Origin of the sequence: Dactylosporangium sp. CA-092794 (assembly GCF_050948465.1) — a bacterium.
GTDB lineage: Bacteria > Actinomycetota > Actinomycetes > Mycobacteriales > Micromonosporaceae > Dactylosporangium.
In genome coordinates this window covers 1053482-1069842 of record NZ_CP192044.1, presented here as the reverse complement: position 1 = coordinate 1069842, position 16361 = coordinate 1053482, and the positions used below count along the sequence as shown (strand labels likewise).

Sequence of the window (16361 nt, the reverse complement as noted above, 5' to 3'; positions counted from 1 at the left end):
CCCGATGACGAACATCGAGCGACACACCTACGACGTCGTGGTGATCGGCGCGGGCGGCGCCGGGCTGCGGGCGGCCATCGAGGCGCGGCTCGCGGGCAAGAAGACCGCCATCATCTCCAAGTCGTTGTTCGGCAAGGCGCACACGGTCATGGCCGAGGGCGGCGCGGCCGCCGCCATGGGCAACGTCAACGCCAACGACAACTGGCAGGTGCACTTCCGCGACACCATGCGCGGCGGCAAGTTCCTGAACAACTACCGGATGGCCGAGCTGCACGCCAAGGAGGCGCCGGACCGGATCTGGGAGCTGGAGACCTACGGCGCGCTGTTCGACCGGACCCGCGACGGCAAGATCAGCCAGCGCAACTTCGGCGGCCACGAGTACCCGCGGCTGGCGCACGTCGGCGACCGGACCGGCCTGGAGCTGATCCGCACGCTGCAGCAGAAGATCGTGTCGCTGCAGCAGGAGGACTACGCGACCTCCGGGGACTACGAGTCGCGGATCCGCGTGTTCCAGGAGTGCACCATCACCGAGCTGTTCATCGAGAACGGCGCGGTGACCGGGGCCTTCGGCTACTACCGCGAGTCCGGCGAGTTCGTGCTGTTCGAGACGTCGGCGATCGTGCTGGCCACGGGCGGCGTGGGCAAGTCCTACAAGGTGACCTCGAACTCCTGGGAGTACACCGGCGACGGGCACGCCCTGGCGCTGCGCAGCGGCGCGACGCTGATCAACATGGAGTTCCTGCAGTTCCATCCGACCGGCATGGTCTGGCCGCCGTCGGTGAAGGGCATCCTGGTCACCGAGTCGGTCCGCGGCGACGGCGGCGTGCTACGCAACACCGACGGCAAGCGGTTCATGTTCAACTACGTCCCCGACGTCTTCCGCAAGCAGTACGCGGAGACCGAGGAGGAGGCCGACCGCTGGTACAGCGACCCCGACCACAACCGGCGCCCCCCGGAGCTGCTGCCCCGCGACGAGGTCGCCCGGGCCATCAACGCCGAGGTCAAGGAGGGCCGCGGCACGCAGGCGGGCGGCGTCCTGCTCGACATCGCCAGCCGGCTGCCGGCCGAGCAGGTGCGCAAGCGGCTGCCCTCGATGTACCACCAATTCAAGGAACTGGCCGACGTCGACATCACCAAGCAGCCCATGGAGGTCGGCCCGACCTGCCACTACGTGATGGGCGGCGTCGAGGTCGACGCCGACACCGCGGCGGCGTCGGTGACGGGCCTGTTCGCGGCCGGCGAGGTGTCCGGCGGCATGCACGGCTCCAACCGGCTCGGCGGCAACTCGCTGTCCGACCTGCTGGTGTTCGGCAAGCGGGCCGGCGAGCACGCGGCCGCCTACGCCGAGGCGACCAAGCGGCGCAAGCCCTCCGCGGCGGCGGTCGACGCGGCCGTGGAGACGGCGCTGGCCCCGCTGCAGCGCGGCGAGGGCGGCGAGAACCCGTACGGCCTGCACCACGACCTGCAGGAGATCATGGGCACGCTGGTGGGCATCATCCGCCGCGAGGGCGAGCTGCGCGACTCGCTGGTGCGCCTGGCCGACCTCAAGGAGCGGGTCAGGAAGGTGGGCGTCGGCGGCGGCCGGCGGTACAACCCGGGCTGGCACCTGGCTCTCGACCTGCGCAACATGCTGATCGTCTCCGAGTGCACCGCGAAGGCGGCCCTGGAGCGCACCGAGTCCCGCGGCGGGCACACGCGCGAGGACTTCCCGAAGATGGACCCGACCTGGCGCAAGATCAACCTGGTCTGCTCGCTGGACGGCGAGGACGTCAAGCTGGAGCGCAAGCCGCTGCCGGTCATGCGCCCAGAGCTCCAGGCGCTGTTCGAGCAGAGCGAGCTGTCCAAGTACATGACCGAGGAGGAGCTGTAATGGGTACCGTCCGGCACTTCCGCGTGTGGCGCGGCGACGACACGGGCGGCTCGCTGCAGGACTTCCAGGTGGAGGTCAACGACGGCGAGGTCGTGCTCGACGTCATCCACCGGCTGCAGGCCACGCAGACCCCCGACCTGGCCGTTCGCTGGAACTGCAAGGCCGGCAAGTGCGGCTCCTGTTCGATGGAGATCAACGGCAAGCCGCGGCTGGGCTGCATGACGCGGATGTCGACGTTCGAGGACAACGAGACGGTGACGGTGACCCCGCTGCGCACCTTCCCGGTGATCCGCGACCTGGTCACGAACGTCAACTTCAACTACCAGAAGGCCCGCGAGCTGCCCGCGTTCGCCCCGCCGAAGAACACCGCGCCCGGCGAGTACCGCATGCAGCAGGTCGATGTGGAGCGCTCGCAGGAGTTCCGCAAGTGCATCGAGTGCTACCTGTGCCAGAACGTCTGCCACGTGGTCCGCGACCACGAGGAGAACAAGAAGGCCTTCTCCGGTCCCCGGTTCTTCATCCGGGCCGCTGAGCTTGACATGCACCCGCTCGACGCGCGCGGCGACCGCAAGGAGTTCGCGCAGGCCGAGCAGGGCCTCGGGTACTGCAACATCACCAAGTGCTGCACCGAGGTGTGCCCGGAGCACATCAAGATCACGGACAATGCGATCATTCCGATGAAGGAACGCGTCGTCGATCGGAGGTACGACCCCGTGACCTGGCTCGGACGCAAGATCTTCCGCCGTGACCAGCTGGACGACCCGGCGCTGGCCCACGCCTCCAACCCGGGCGCCACGTCGGACACCAGCACGCAGTGGCACCAGCAGGGCCCGCTGCCCCAGGCGGCGGCCCTCGGCGCGGACGGCAGGATGCCGGTCGCCGAGCTCTACCTGGACCGTGCCGCGGCGGCCTCGCCGTTCGGCGACGACCAGGAGTTCCCGCTGCCACCGGAGCAGCTGCGCTACCAGCACCCGACCGACGGGCACTGACCCGAACGGAAAGGGCCGCGGGTTCCCGCGGCCCTTTCCCTATCGAAGCTTCCGCATCGCGTTCACGTAGCGGTCCGTGACCCCGGACTGCATCAGGCGCGTCACCGGGCCACCGAGCCGCACCCACCACTTCGCGAGGCGGCTGAACGCCCGCACCTCGAACCACACCTCGCCCGCCTCGTCCACGCTGAGCAGGAACGACTCCTCGCCGGTGGCGATGTGCCCGGGCAGCGTGCCGAACCCGAAGCCGTACCGCCCGGGCTCGTCCACGACCCACACGATCTCGCACGGCACCCACAGCCGCAGCGGCCCCACGCCGATCCCCGAGGCGAACTCCACGCCGAGCGCGGCCCGCTCCGCGTCGCTGCGCACCAGCAGCCCGGCGCCCCGCTGGGGCTGCCAGTGGGCGACCGCGTCGGCCGCCGCGGCGAAGTCCACCCGGCCGAGCCGGGCCCGGCGGACGACGTGTTTGTATCCGGCCGGCAGCGGCCCCTCGCGGGTCGCGCCCACCTCGGGATAGGTGACGTTCACGCGGACGACGGTAGCAACGGCTCCAGCGCGTGCACGATCGGCGCGTCGGCGGGCAGCCACGGCACGCTGTCCAGCTCGCCGACGGCGAGCCAGCGCAGGTCACTGTGCTCCAGCGGCATCGGCTGCGAGCCGTTGATCAGCGTCGCGAGGTACACCCGCAAGATCGCGGTCCCGCCGAGCATCTCGATGTCGTCGCCGACCCGCGGGCCCACCGCGACCTCGACGCCGAGCTCCTCCTGACACTCGCGCACCAGGGCCTGAACCTCCGTCTCGCCAGGGTCGACCTTGCCCCCGGGAAACTCCCATCTACCGGCCATTTCGGGCGGCAACGCGCGCTCACACGCCAGAACGCGACCGTCGGAGACGATCGCGGCCCCAACGATGATCCTTGGCATCACCCGTTCGGTCTGCACAGGCAACCAGAGTGCCAGACCCAAATGAAGTTCCGGTGGCTGGCTCTGCCCTGTTGTTCACCAGACGAGGGAAATGTGGCCGTGGACAGATCCACCGGTTGCTCGGCAGACTTGCAGACACCGTTGATGACGGGCAGGCTTCGAAACGGCCACAAGCCGGCAACGATGCCGAGGGAGGGTAGGTCGAGATGCGGGCCCGGTGGAGCGACGATCACCGTGACTATCTCAGCGATGCGCTGGCCTTATTGCAAGGGTGGACGCACGATGGCGGCGAGATCCGCCGCACGTTACAGCTCGATGATTCCCAGCATGCGGCATTGACCGAGCGCATGAAGGTGGTCGCCGACGCGGTCGGCGTCCGCCCGGACGTCCGCCGCCTGGACGGACGCACGCAAATCCGCCTCCGTGTGCCCGGATCCGATGATTCGGACTTATCGCCCGGCGAGGTCACATTAGCCGCGCGAATCGAGGATCTGTACAAAACGATCATCGCGGGCGCCGCATAAGAGCCATTTCCTGGCTCGGGCCGCCGCACTTGCAGACCGTTCCTCCCGCGAGACACCGCACCGGGCCAGCCCTGAACGGGCGCCCCGGCGCTGCCAGGTCCGCGGTGCCAAGAGCAAAAACCGAAGCGCAGGTCAGACGTTGAAGCGGAACTCCACGACGTCGCCGTCCTGCATCACGTAGTCCTTGCCCTCGATGCGCACCTTGCCGGCCGCCTTGGCCGCCTGCATCGAGCCGGCCGCCATCAGGTCGTCGAACGAGACCACCTCGGCCTTGATGAACCCGCGCTGGAAGTCCGAGTGGATGACGCCGGCCGCCTCCGGGGCGGTGGCGCCGACCGGGACCGTCCAGGCCCGCGCCTCCTTCGGCCCGGCGGTGAGGTACGTCTGCAGCCCCAGCGTGCGGAACCCGACCCGGATGAGCTGGTGCAGGCCCGGCTCCGGCTGCCCGATCGAGGCCAGCAGCTCCAGCGCCTCGTCCTCGTCGAGGTCGGTGAGCTCCGACTCGATCTTCGCGTCGAGGAAGATGGCCTCGGCCGGCGCCACGATCGCGCGCAGCTCGTCCAGGAACGCCGAGTCGCCCAGCTCGGCCTCGTCGACGTTGAACACATAGAGGAACGGCTTCGCCGTCAGCAGGTGCAGCTCCCCCAGCTCCGACACGTCGAACCCGGCCCCGTAGAGCGTGTTGCCCTCGTTGAGCAGCTCACCGGCGGCCTTCGCGGCGGCGGCGACCCCGGCCCGCTCCTTGCGAACCTTGGCCTCCTTCTCCAGCCGCGGCAGCGCCTTCTCGATCGTCTGCAGGTCGGCCAGAATCAGCTCGGTGTTGATCGTCTCGATGTCGTCGCGCGGCGACACCTTCCCGTCGACGTGCACCACGTTGGGGTCGGAGAACGCCCGCACCACCTGACAGATCGCCGAGGCGTCGCGAATATTGGCCAGGAACGCGTTACCCCGCCCCTGCCCCTTCGACGCCCCGCGCACCAGCCCGGCGATGTCGACGAACGACACCGGCGCCGGCACGACCTTCTGCGAGTCGTAGAGCTCCGCCAGCCGCCCGAGCCGCCCGTCGGGCAGCCCGACCACACCGACATTGGGCTCGATGGTCGCGAACGGATAGTTCGCCGCGAGCGCGTCCCCCTTGGTGAGGGCGTTGAACAGGGTGCTCTTGCCGACGTTGGGCAGGCCGACGATCCCGATGCTGAGTGCCACGACTATCGAGCTTACGCAGTGTCGTCCGGCCGGCGTGTCGCGCCTCCGGCGCCGTGGTTGGGGTTTCTTGCTGCGCCTCCGGCGGTCACGGTGTATGAGCTTGGTGTGTCCGCCGCGGACGGGCACACGCGGCGCATCGCGACCGTGCCGGTGTCCGGTGCTGGCCGGCCCCACCGGCCGCGCTCCGGCCGCGCCCCGGCACCGGCCCGCGCCGTTGTCCGCGATGCCCGCCGGCGGCCACCGGTGCCCGGCCCGCGCGTCCCGACAGGCGGGCACGGTCCGCGATCACGTCCCACCCATCGGGCGCTCCACGCCGCGCGGCACGGCGCAGGGACCGAAAGTCTCCGTGATCATGCTCATCCGGCGTCGACACCAACGGTTTTTCATGATCGTGGAGTGCTGATGTACCCCTGTGTACCGAAAGTCTCCGGGATCATGGCAAACCCGTGGTGCGGCCACCGCGGACAGCATGATCGCGGAGACTTCCGGTCCCCGGCCCGGCCGCGCGGATCGGAGGCTGCGCCCGGCGGGTGCGACATCCGCACCGGTCCGCCGCACCGCGCCGCCCCAGGGGTCGGCGCCGATGACCGCTTGTGCGCCAAGGTGGCCACCGACACCCAGCCCGCGGCGGCCGCCGGCCTGGTGCGCCTCCGGCGCTGTGGTTGAGGTTTCCTGCTGCGCCTCCGGCGCATTTGGTTGCGGCCGGAAGCTCGCCACGCGCGACTCCGTCGCGGCGCTACACCTGGGGGGTTCCCACCCCAGACCCCCCATGACCGCTCCGCGGCCACTTCCTCCCGCGCTGCGCGCCCCTGACGTCCCCGCGCGGTCCCCTGATGCGCCTCCGGCGCAGGGTTGGGGTTTCCTGCTGCGCCTCCGGCGCATTTGGTTGCGGCCGGAAGCTCGCCACGCGCGACTCCGTCGCGGCGCTACACCTGGGGGGTTCCCACCCCAGACCCCCCATGACCGCTCCGCGGCCACTTCCTCCCGCGCTGCGCGCCCCTGACGTCCCCGCGCGGTCGCCTGGTGCGCCTCCGGCGCTGTGGTTGAGGTTTCCTGCTGCGGCAGGTCAGACCGGGGTCGATCCCCAGGAAAACAGTGAAGGCGACAGGTCAGACCAGGTCGATGCCCAGTGAGGCGGTGAGGGTGGCGAAGGCGCGGGCGGCCTCGCCGAAGCGGCGCGGGCCGGAGAGCACGTCGGGCCGGGCGGGGTCGGCCAGGTGCGGCTCCAGTGAGGCGAAACCGGCGAAGCCGTCGTCGCGCAGCGCGGTCAGGGTCTCGCGCAGCTCGCCGTCGCCCTCGCCGGCCGGTACCACCCGGCCATCGGCGGCGAGGGCGTCCTTGACCTGCAAATACTCGAGGTGTGGGCGCAACATGGAGTACCCCTCGGAGAACGGACGGACGCCGACCTGGACGAAATTCGCGTTGTCCCAGGCCACGCGCAAGGCCGGCGAGCCGACGGACTCCACGAGGTCGAGCACGCGGGCGGGCACGTCGCCGTAGATGGCCTTCTCGTTCTCGTGCACCAGGGTCACCGACTCGCGCTCGGCCACGTCCGCGAAAGCGCGCATCCGGGTCACGACCGTGTCGCGGGTGGCGGCCACGTCGACGCCGTCGGGGCGGTAGAAGGAGAACAGCCGCACGTATCGCGCGCCGAGCCGCTGGGCGAGCGTGACCGCCCGCTCCAATCGGGCCTGCTCGGTGGGGGCGTCGTCGAAGACGCCGGTCTTGCCGATCGGCGAGGCGATCGCGGAGACCCCCACGCCGTGGCGGCGCAGCAAGGCGGACAGGCGCTCGACGTCCTCGTCGCTCATGTCCACCACGTTGACGCCCCACGCGCTGCGGACCTCGACGTACGACGCGCCCAGGGCCAGCAGCACCTGCAGCTGCACCGCCGGATCGGCGTCGATCTCGTCTCCGAACCCGGACAGCGTCCACTGCGTCATGCCCGACATTATGGGGGTATGGAAGCGGATGCGGTGGCCCGCGCGAGCCGGCCGGGGACGGTCGAAGGCATCGCGCGGCAGGTGCGCGAGCTCGGCCTGCCCGCGGGCGCGACGGTCATCACCCACTCCTCGCTGTCCCGGCTCGGCTGGGTGGCCGGCGGCGCCCAGGCCGTGGTCCTGGCGCTGCTGCGGGCGATCGGGCCGGACGGCACGCTGGTGATGCCGACCCACTCCCGGCACCTCACCGAGCCGGCCGACTGGGGCAACCCGCCGGTGCCGCAGGACTGGTGGGAAATCATCCGCGCGGAGACGCCCGCCTACGACCCGCATACCACGCCGACCGGCTACATGGGCGCCGTGGTCGAGTGCTTCCGGTCGTTCCCGGGCGTGCTGCGCAGCGACCACCCGACGGTGTCGTTCGCCGCGCGCGGGCCGCTGGCGGAGCGCATCACCGCCGGGCACGAGCTCGACGACGGGCTCGGCGAGGGCTCGCCGCTGGCCCGGCTCTACGAGGCGGACGCCTGGGTGCTGCTGCTCGGCGTCGGGCACGGCAACAACACGTCGCTGCACCTGGCGGAGTACCGGGCGGCGGCGCCGAAACAGTACCTGCGGCAGGGATCGCCCGTGCTGGTCGACGGCGAGCGGCGCTGGGTCACCTATCGCGAGCTGGCCGACGACACGTCGCTGTTCGAGCCGCTGGCCAAGGACTTCGCCCAGATCACCGGGGGCGAGCGGACCGGGCCGGTCGGGGCCGGCACCGCCCGGCTGATGCGCCAGCGGGAGCTGGTCGACTTCGCCGCGCGCTGGCTCGGCCAGCGCGCGGCGAACCGCTGAACATCAGGCCTGTGCCAGGGGGTCGTTCTTCGGGTCGTCGTAGTGCACGGTGTCGAAGTGCCCGTCGTGGTCGGTGTCGGTGACCGTGATGTCGGTCTTGCCGTCGCCGTCGACGTCGCGGGCCACGTAGTCGGGCCGGCCGTCGAAGTTCGTGTCACGCACGTCGGTGTCGATGTTGCCGTCGTTGTCGGTGTCGGCGACCACCCGGTCGAAGGCGCCGTCGTGGTTGGTGTCCAGCACCGCCACGTCCTTGTCGCCGTCGTTGTCGGTGTCGATGAACACCGCGTCGAACCGGCCGTCGCCGTTGAGGTCGCGCAGCTCGGTGTCCAGCGTGCCGTCGTGGTCGGTGTCGATCGCGACCCGGTCGATCACGCCGTCGTTGTCGTCGTCGTAGGCGGCGGCGTCGGCGACGTTGTCGTGGTCCACGTCCATCGCGTAGATCGTCTCGCCGTGCTCGCCGTGCACCGTGACGATGTTCGGCTCGTCGGCCGACTCCAGGCCGGCGTCCGCAACGCCCTCGTCCGGGCCGTGGTCGGCGGCGGAGAGGCCGGAAACGCCCGTCTCGAACTCACTCATGCCCACAATGTAGGGCAACGTGCAGGTCCGAAAACCGCCAGTCACCCGCCCCCGAGCCGGGGCAGGATGGGGGCGTGGAACTGGACTTCGAGACCTGCCGCAAGGCGGCGACCAGCCGGGACCCGCGCTTCGACGGCATGTTCGTCACGGCCGTCTCCTCGACCGGGATCTACTGCCGGCCCTCGTGCCCGGCGGTCACCCCGCGGCCGGAGAACGTGCGCTTCCTGCCCACCGCGGCGGCCGCGCAGCGCGAGGGCTACCGGGCCTGCCTGCGCTGCCGCCCCGACGCCGCGCCCGGCTCGCCGGACTGGGACGTGCGCGGCGACGTGGTCGGGCGGGCGATGCGGCTCATCGCCGACGGCGTGGTGGACCGCGACGGCGTGCCGGGGCTGGCCGGCCGGCTCGGCTACACCGAGCGGCACCTGCACCGCATGCTCGCCGCCGAGGTCGGCGCCGGCCCGCTGGCGCTGGCCCGGGCCCAGCGCGCGCAGACCGCGCGGGTGCTCATCGAGACGACCCGCCTGGGGCTGGCCGAGATCGCGTTCGCGGCCGGGTTCGGCAGCGTCCGGCAGTTCAACGACACGGTCCGGGAGGTGTACGGCCGGACCCCGTCGCAGCTGCGCGCCCGCCGCGCCCAGCCGGAGCAGGACGAGGGCGTGGTGTCGGTGCGGCTGCCGCACCGGGCGCCGCTGCACGCCGAGGCGCTGCTCGCGTTCCTGCGCGACCGCGCCGTGGACGGCATCGACGCGGTCGACGACGGGCGGTACCACCGCAATCTCCGGCTGCCGCACGGCACCGGACGGGTGACGCTCGTGCCCCGCGCCGGGCACGTGGCCGCCACGCTCCACCTGGCCGACGTGCGCGACCTGGCGCCGGCGGTGGCCCGCTGCCGCCGGCTGTTCGACCTCGACGCCGACCCGGTGGCCGTCGACGCCGTGCTCGGCGCCGATCCGGCCCTCGCGCCGCAGGTGGCGAAGGAGGAGGGGGTACGCGTACCCCGCGCCACCGACGGCTTCGAGATCGCCGTGCGCGCCGTCGTCGGCCAGCAGATCTCGGTCGCCGCGGCCCGCACCGTGCTGCGCCGGCTCATCGCCGCCGACGCCGGGCTGTTCCCGACCCCGGCGGAGCTGCTCGCCCTGCCCGACGAGGCGTTCGCGATGCCCGAGTCCCGCCGCCGCACGCTGCGCGCGCTCGCCACCGCGGCGGCCGAGGGCGGGCTGGACCTCGACGGCGGCGACCGCGCCGAGACCGTGGAGCGGCTGCGCGCCCTGCCGGGCATCGGCGAGTGGACGGCGCAGTACACCGCGATGCGCGCCCTCGGCGACCCGGACGCCTTCCTGCCCACCGACCTGGGCGTGCTGCGTGGCGCGCGCGCCGCCGGCCTGCCCGACGAGCCCAAGGCCCTGGCCGCGCACGCCGAGCGCTGGCGGCCCTGGCGTTCCTATGCCGCGATCCGACTCTGGAGGATGCCGTGAAGACCTACTACACCACGACCGACACCCCGGCCGGGGCGTTCACGATGGTGACCGACGCCGACGAGACCGTGCTGGCCAGCGGCTGGACGACCGACGTGCGCGAGCTGACGACGCTGGCCCGGCTGAGCGTCATGCCCGAGCGGCGCGCGGATCCCGGAGTACCCCTGAAGGCTCTGAAATCCTATGTGGACGGTGACCTCACCGCGATCGACGGGGTGCGGGTCAGCCAGCGCAGCGGCGAGTTCCTCACCCACGCGTGGGAGGTGCTGCGCGCGGTGGCGGCCGGCGCGCCGGTGACCTACACCGAGTTCGCCGCCCGGGCCGGCCGCCCGGCCGCGGTCCGCGCCGCCGCGCAGGCCTGCGCCCGCAACGCCGCGGCCCTGTTCGTCCCCTGTCACCGGGTGATCCGCCTGGACGGGACGCTGGGCGGCTTCCGCTGGGGGCTGCCGGTCAAGCGGTGGCTGCTTGATCATGAAGCTATCTGAAATCGGTTGGCGCCGATGTGATTGGCACGTACGTTTGATCCCATGCCACCGACCGCCAGAGCGCACTCGCTCTGGCGGATGCGGGTCTACCTGAGGCCGTATTACGCGCTCACCGCCTGGTCGATGCTGGCCGCCGTCGCCGCGACCGCGGCCAGCCTGGCCATTCCGCTGCTCATCCAGCGCGTGGTCGACGGGCCGGTGCGCCGCGGTGACACCCGCGGGCTGATCCTGCTCGGCGGGCTCGCCGTGGCGCTCGGGGCGTGCGAGGGGGCGCTCATCTTCGTCCGGCGCTGGGCGCAGTCGGCGTCCTCGGTCGGCATGGAGGCCAGGCTGCGCGAGGACCTTTACGCACACCTGCAGCGCCTGCCGATCGAGTTCCACGACCGGTGGCAGTCCGGGCAGCTGCTGTCGCGGGCCACCGCCGACCTGTCGCAGATCCGGCGGTTCCTGTCCTTCGGGCTCTTCTTCTTCGTGCTCAACCTCGGCACGTATATCGCCGTCTCGGTGCTGCTCATCCACCTCTACTGGCCGCTGGGCGTCTTCGTGACGCTCAGCGCGTTGCCGCTGTTCCTCATCGTGCGGCGGTTCACCAGCCGCTACTTCGCCGCCTCCCGCGAGCTGCAGGACTCCCTCGGTGACCTCACCACCCGCATCGAGGAGTCGGCGCAGGGCATCCGGGTGATCCGCGCGTTCGGCCGGCGCGACCACATGAGCACGCAGTTCACCGGCGGCGCCCGGCACGTGCACGACCTCGGCGTGGGCAAGAGCCGGATGGTGGCCCGCACGCTGTCGCAGTTCGACCTGGTGCCCAACGTGACGCTCGCCGTGGTGCTGGTGGCCGGCGCGATCCAGGTCTCCCGCGGGCAGCTCACCGTCGGCACGCTGGTCGGGTTCGTGGCGCTGCAGGTGATGCTGGTCTGGCCGATCGACATCCTGGGCTGGATCATCGCCAACGCGCAGGAGGCGATGAGCGCGGCCGGGCGGATCTACGAGGTGCTCGACACCCCGCCGTCCATCGTGGACCGCCCGGGCGCGCTGTCGCCGTCCACCGTGGAGGGGCGGCTGCGCTTCTCCGACGTCCGGTTCGGCTACGAGCCGGGCCGGCCGGTGCTGCGCGGGATCGACCTGGAGGTGGCGCCGGGCGAGACGGTGGCCGTCGTCGGGGTCACCGGCAGCGGCAAGACGACGCTGGTGTCGCTGGTCCCGCGGCTCTACGACGTCGACGCCGGGCGGATCACCATCGACGGCATCGACGTCCGCGACATCCGGCTCGACGCGCTGCGCCGGATCGTCGGCACCGCGTTCGAGGACCCGACGCTGTTCTCGATGAGCGTGCGGGAGAACCTGACACTGGGTCGTAGCGACGCCACCGAAGCGGAGATCGCCGAGGCGCTCGACATCGCGCAGGCCGGCTTCGCCTACGAGCTGCCGTGGGGCCTCGACACCCGCATCGGCGAGCAGGGGCTGTCGCTCTCCGGCGGCCAGCGCCAGCGCCTCGCCCTGGCCCGCGCGGTGCTCGGCCGGCCCCGGGTGCTGGTCCTCGACGACCCGCTGTCCGCGCTCGACGTGCACACCGAGGCCCTGGTCGAGTCGGCCCTGGCCACGGTGCTGGCCGGCACGACCGCGCTGCTGGTGGTGCACCGGCCCTCGACCGTCGCGCTCGCCGACCGGGTCGCGTTCCTGCGCGACGGCCGGCTGGCCGCCATCGGCACCCACACCGAGCTGCTGGCCACCTGCCCCGGCTACCGGGATGTGCTGCGTGGCGCTTGACGTCCAGCGGTGGCGGGGCACCGCGACCGAGGAGCCGGATCCGACCGGGCGCGTCGCGAGCCGGCGGCTGCTGCGCTCGCTGCTGCGCCCGCACCGGGCCGCGATCGCCGCGCTGGTCGCCCTGCTGCTGACCCAGAACCTGGCCGGGATGGCCGGGCCGTATCTCGTGAAGCTCGGCATCGACCGGGGCATCGGCCACCCGTCGACGCTCGTGCTGGTGACGGTGCTGTTCGCGGTGGCCACGGCGGCCGAGTTCGGCACCCGCCGGGCGTTCCTCGCGATGTCCGGCCGGGTCGGCAACGCCGTGCTGCTCGACCTGCGCACCCGCGTCTACGACCACCTGCAGCGGCTGTCGATCGGCTTCCACGAGCGGTTCACCTCGGGCCGGGTCATCGCGCGGCTGACCAGCGACGTGGACAACATCGCCGAGCTCGTCGACGGCGCCCTGGACGACCTCGTGCTGGCCGCGCTGTCGGTGCTGTCCGTGGCCGCGATCCTGCTCTGGCTCGACCCGCCGCTGGCGCTGGTGACGCTCGCGTCGTTCCCGTTCCTGCTGTGGCTGTCGCGCTGGTTCCAGCGGGCCAGCGCCCGGGCGTATCGCCGCACCCGCGAGACGATCGCGCTGGTCATCATCCACTTCGTGGAGTCGCTCGGCGGCATCCGCGCGGTGCAGGCCTTCCGCCGCGAGCGGCGCAACGACGAGATCTTCGCCGCGGTCAACGGCGACTACGCCGAGGCGAGCCTGCACGCGCAGCGGCTCGCCGCGACGTACTCGCCGGCCATCAAGCTGATCGGCAACGTCTCCATCGCCGTGGTGCTGACCTATGGTGGCTGGCGGGTGCTGCAGGGGCGCACCGAGGTCGGGGTGCTGGCCGCGTTCCTGCTCTATCTGCGCCGGTTCTACGAGCCCATGCAGGAGCTGTCGCAGTTCTACAACACGCTGCAGTCCGCGACGGCCGCGTTGGAGAAGCTGGCGGCGGTACTCGACGAGAAACCCGCCGTCGCCGAGCCCCGCGCGCCGATCGCGCTGCCCCGCCCGCGCGGCGAGCTGGCGTTCGACTCGGTCGCCTTCGCCTACGACGCCGGCCGCCCGGTGCTGCCGCCGCTGGACCTGTTCGTGCCGGCCGGCCAGACCGTCGCGCTGGTCGGCGCGACCGGGGCCGGGAAGTCGACGCTGGCCAAGCTGGTGGCCCGGTTCTACGACCCGACCGGCGGCACCGTCTCGCTCGACGGGATCGACCTGCGCTCGCTCGCCGAGGACGACCTGCGCCGCGCGATCGTCATGGTGACCCAGGAGAACTACCTCTTCTCCGGCACGGTGGCGTCGAACATCGCCTTCGGCCGCCCGGGCGCCACCCGGGCCGAGATCGAGGCGGCCGCGGCGGCGATCGGCGCGGACGCGTTCATCCGGGCGCTGCCCGAGGGCTACGACACCGACGTGCGCAAGCGCGGAGGCAGACTTTCGGCCGGGCAGCGGCAACTCGTGGCGTTCGCGCGTGCCTTCCTGGCCGACCCCGCGGTGCTGATTCTCGACGAGGCCACGTCCTCGCTGGACATCCCGAGCGAGCGGCTGGTCCAGCGGGCGTTGCGGACGATCCTGGCATCCCGGACGGCCCTGGTGATCGCCCACCGGTTGTCCACAGTGGAGATCGCCGACCGGGTGCTGGTCATGTCCGGCGGCCGGATCGTCGAGGACGGCCCGCCATCCGCCCTGATCGGCGGCGGTGGCCACTACGCGGAGTTGCACGCGCAATGGCGCGACTCGCTGTCATAAGTGTCGGGTAATTGACAATCATCGAGGGTCGTCGGCGTGAATGGCGCGGTTCACGCGGTCGATCTACCGTGGACAGTGCGTTCATGGGAGGATTCTCGTCACGCTACGGATCTAGCCATGTCGCCCGGAGTGACCCCTGTTCGACGGTGTAGAGGACCTATGACTGGCGGACGATGGAGTGCCCAGACCCGATCGCTCGTCGTGCTCGTCGGGCTCGCCCTGGTCGGCCTGGGTGTGCTGACGACGGTGCAGTTCCGCAGCACCGCCGGCGCCGCCGCCCTCGTGGGCGCCGGCGTGCTGGTCGGCCTCGCGGGCCTGACCGGCGGCGTGATCGTCTTCCGCTCCGGCGACCGCGAGGAGCGGCTCGCCTCGGCCGGCCGGGCCCAGCAGGACGGCGACGCCGAGGGCGCCTACGACCGGTTCGTCCAGCTGATCCGCGGCCACGCCCCGCAGGCCATCGCCTACCACGAGGGGGCCAACGCCGCCCTCTACGAGGCCGCCGGGCGCGAGGGGCAGAAGCTCCAGCCCGTCTTCGGCTACTTCCTCGGCCCCATCGCCATGTCCGAGGCCCACATCATCGTCGACATCCGGGCCGGCACCGGCTTCTCGATCGCGCGCCTGCAGGCCACGCTGCAGGCGCTGCTGGTCGGCCCGACGGCGGCCTTCCAGGCGGCGCTGGTCATCGTCAACGCCTCGCCGGACGACTCGATCCTCAGCTCCGTCCGCCAGCTCAGCACGGCCCTGGACCGTCCGGTCACCGCCGTCGCCTGGCGCATCGGCGACCACTCCGACGCCATCTCCGACGCCATCGTCTCCCTGCGCCGCGAGCTGCGCCGGCGCGACCACGAGTCGCCGATCGACCTGCCGATCGAGGTCCTCGAGGAGCCGGATCCCTACGAGCCGGTGCGCATCCCGACCCGCCCGGTCGCCGCGCCCCAGCCTCCACCGCCCCCTCCGCCGCAGCCGCAGCCGATCCCGCAGCAGCAGCCGGCCCGGCTGGACGACGACGTGTATCAGCACATGACCTCGTCCACCGTCTACGGCGCGCCCCCGGCCGCCCACTACGACGACGAGCCCGACGACCCGGCCGACTGGCCCGCCCCGGAGCCGCGCCGCCGCCCCTCCCCCGCCCCGCGCGTCTACGACGACTCCGCCACCTGGCAGCGCGCGACCGACCTGCACTGGCGCGGCCAGCTGCAGGAGGCCGAGGAGGCGTACCGGGAGATCGTCGACGCCCGTGCCCACGCCCTGGGCTGGGACCACCCCGACACGCTGACCGCCCGCGACCAGCACGCCACCGTCCTGCGCGACCTCGACCGCCTGGCCGAGGCTCTGGTGGAGTGCGACGAGGCGCTGACCGCCCGGATCCGCATCCTCGGCGAGGACCACCCCGACACACTGACCAGCCGCAGCCACCTGGCCACGATCTACCACCAGCTGGGCGACCTGACCCGGGCCGAGGCCGAGCACCAGCGGGTGATGGAGTCCCGCACCCGCGTGCTCGGCGCGAACCACCAGGAGACCCTGATCAGCCGCAGCAACCTCGCCAAGGTCTTCCAGGACATGGGCGAGCTCGACCGCGCGATCGACGAGCACCGCACGGTCATGCGCGCCCGCGCCCACCTGCTGGGCGCCGAGCACCGCGACACCCTGATGAGCCGCAGCCTGCTCGCCTCGGCCCTGCACCACGCCGGCCGCCTGGCCGACGCGGAGTCCGAGCACCGCGCCGTCCTGGGCAGCCGGCTGCGCCTGCTGGGCCCGGTCCACCTGGACACCGCCGTCTCCCGGCACCGCCTGGCCAGCGTCCTGCACGACCTGGGCCGGCTGGACGAGGCCATCACGGAGTACCGCGCCGCCCAGAGCATCTACGCCGAGCTGCTGGGCGCCTCGAGCCCGTTCGCCCGGGCCGCCGCCTCGGACCTGGCCCTGGCCGAGCGAGCCCTCCGCGGCGCCCAGGGCTCCCACCGCTACTGACCCGCGCATCTCGTT

At 72.0% G+C, this 16361-nt stretch carries 14 protein-coding genes; 9 read left to right on the top strand and 5 right to left on the bottom strand.

All coding sequences use genetic code 11. The features are described 5' to 3' along the window. The first annotated feature begins 4 nt into the window (after positions 1 to 4). Together ACQPXD_RS04675 and ACQPXD_RS04670 are read left to right on the top strand one after the other, a co-directional pair. Positions 5 to 1870 carry a fumarate reductase/succinate dehydrogenase flavoprotein subunit gene (locus ACQPXD_RS04675; RefSeq protein WP_432835154.1) on the top strand — a complete coding sequence of 622 codons (1866 nt, stop codon included), beginning with the start codon at positions 5 to 7 and terminating at the stop codon, positions 1868 to 1870. Next, on the top strand, positions 1870 to 2859 hold the full coding sequence (locus tag ACQPXD_RS04670; RefSeq protein WP_432835152.1) for a succinate dehydrogenase/fumarate reductase iron-sulfur subunit: 990 nt from the start codon (positions 1870 to 1872) through the stop codon (positions 2857 to 2859). The genes ACQPXD_RS04675 and ACQPXD_RS04670 overlap by 1 nt, the downstream gene beginning before the upstream one ends. A 39-nt stretch (positions 2860 to 2898) precedes the next feature. Here the strand turns inward: ACQPXD_RS04670 and ACQPXD_RS04665 are convergent, their stop codons facing one another. After that, positions 2899 to 3390, bottom strand: coding sequence for a DUF1990 family protein (locus ACQPXD_RS04665; RefSeq protein ID WP_432835150.1), 492 nt, complete (start codon positions 3388 to 3390; stop codon positions 2899 to 2901). Continuing rightward, positions 3387 to 3785: a (deoxy)nucleoside triphosphate pyrophosphohydrolase gene (locus ACQPXD_RS04660; RefSeq protein ID WP_432843638.1), complete on the bottom strand. Its 399-nt coding sequence runs from the start codon at positions 3783 to 3785 to the stop codon at positions 3387 to 3389. Before ACQPXD_RS04660 ends, ACQPXD_RS04665 begins: the two co-directional genes overlap by 4 nt. Positions 3786 to 3991: 206 nt before the next feature. On the opposite strand from ACQPXD_RS04660, the gene ACQPXD_RS04655 reads away from it, so the two are divergent. After that, a complete protein-coding gene (locus ACQPXD_RS04655; protein WP_432835148.1) occupies positions 3992 to 4309 on the top strand; it encodes a 4a-hydroxytetrahydrobiopterin dehydratase in 318 nt (105 codons plus the stop codon). Between the two features lie 132 nt (positions 4310 to 4441). Here the strand turns inward: ACQPXD_RS04655 and ychF are convergent, their stop codons facing one another. Both ychF and ACQPXD_RS04645 read right to left on the bottom strand, forming a co-directional pair. Continuing rightward, positions 4442 to 5515 carry a redox-regulated ATPase YchF gene (gene ychF, locus ACQPXD_RS04650; protein WP_432835146.1) on the bottom strand — a complete coding sequence of 358 codons (1074 nt, stop codon included), beginning with the start codon at positions 5513 to 5515 and terminating at the stop codon, positions 4442 to 4444. 1109 nt (positions 5516 to 6624) lie between these two features. Next, positions 6625 to 7458 (bottom strand): sugar phosphate isomerase/epimerase family protein, encoded by an 834-nt coding sequence (locus ACQPXD_RS04645; RefSeq protein WP_432835144.1) that lies wholly within the window; start codon positions 7456 to 7458, stop codon positions 6625 to 6627. Between the two features lie 18 nt (positions 7459 to 7476). Between ACQPXD_RS04645 and ACQPXD_RS04640 the strand changes: the two genes are divergently transcribed. Continuing rightward, positions 7477 to 8292, top strand: coding sequence for an aminoglycoside N(3)-acetyltransferase (locus tag ACQPXD_RS04640; RefSeq protein ID WP_432835142.1), 816 nt, complete (start codon positions 7477 to 7479; stop codon positions 8290 to 8292). 3 nt (positions 8293 to 8295) lie between these two features. Here ACQPXD_RS04640 and ACQPXD_RS04635 read toward each other — a convergent pair whose 3' ends face one another. After that, entirely contained in the window at positions 8296 to 8868 is a 573-nt protein-coding gene (locus ACQPXD_RS04635) for a hypothetical protein (RefSeq protein WP_432835140.1), read from the bottom strand. Positions 8869 to 8942: 74 nt separating this feature from the next. Between ACQPXD_RS04635 and ACQPXD_RS04630 the strand changes: the two genes are divergently transcribed. From ACQPXD_RS04630 to ACQPXD_RS04610, 5 genes are all read left to right on the top strand, one after another. Next, positions 8943 to 10343 carry an AlkA N-terminal domain-containing protein gene (locus ACQPXD_RS04630; RefSeq protein WP_432835138.1) on the top strand — a complete coding sequence of 467 codons (1401 nt, stop codon included), beginning with the start codon at positions 8943 to 8945 and terminating at the stop codon, positions 10341 to 10343. A gap of 44 nt (positions 10344 to 10387) precedes the next feature. Beyond that, positions 10388 to 10828, top strand: coding sequence for a methylated-DNA--[protein]-cysteine S-methyltransferase (locus tag ACQPXD_RS04625; RefSeq protein WP_432843636.1), 441 nt, complete (start codon positions 10388 to 10390; stop codon positions 10826 to 10828). Between the two features lie 42 nt (positions 10829 to 10870). Next, positions 10871 to 12598 carry an ABC transporter ATP-binding protein gene (locus tag ACQPXD_RS04620; protein ID WP_432835136.1) on the top strand — a complete coding sequence of 576 codons (1728 nt, stop codon included), beginning with the start codon at positions 10871 to 10873 and terminating at the stop codon, positions 12596 to 12598. Further along, complete coding sequence (locus tag ACQPXD_RS04615) at positions 12579 to 14372, top strand: ABC transporter ATP-binding protein (RefSeq protein ID WP_432835134.1); 1794 nt, start codon at positions 12579 to 12581, stop codon at positions 14370 to 14372. Before ACQPXD_RS04620 ends, ACQPXD_RS04615 begins: the two co-directional genes overlap by 20 nt. Positions 14373 to 14531: 159 nt before the next feature. Beyond that, a complete protein-coding gene (locus ACQPXD_RS04610) occupies positions 14532 to 16346 on the top strand; it encodes a tetratricopeptide repeat protein (protein WP_432835132.1) in 1815 nt (604 codons plus the stop codon). Positions 16347 to 16361 lie beyond the last annotated feature (15 nt).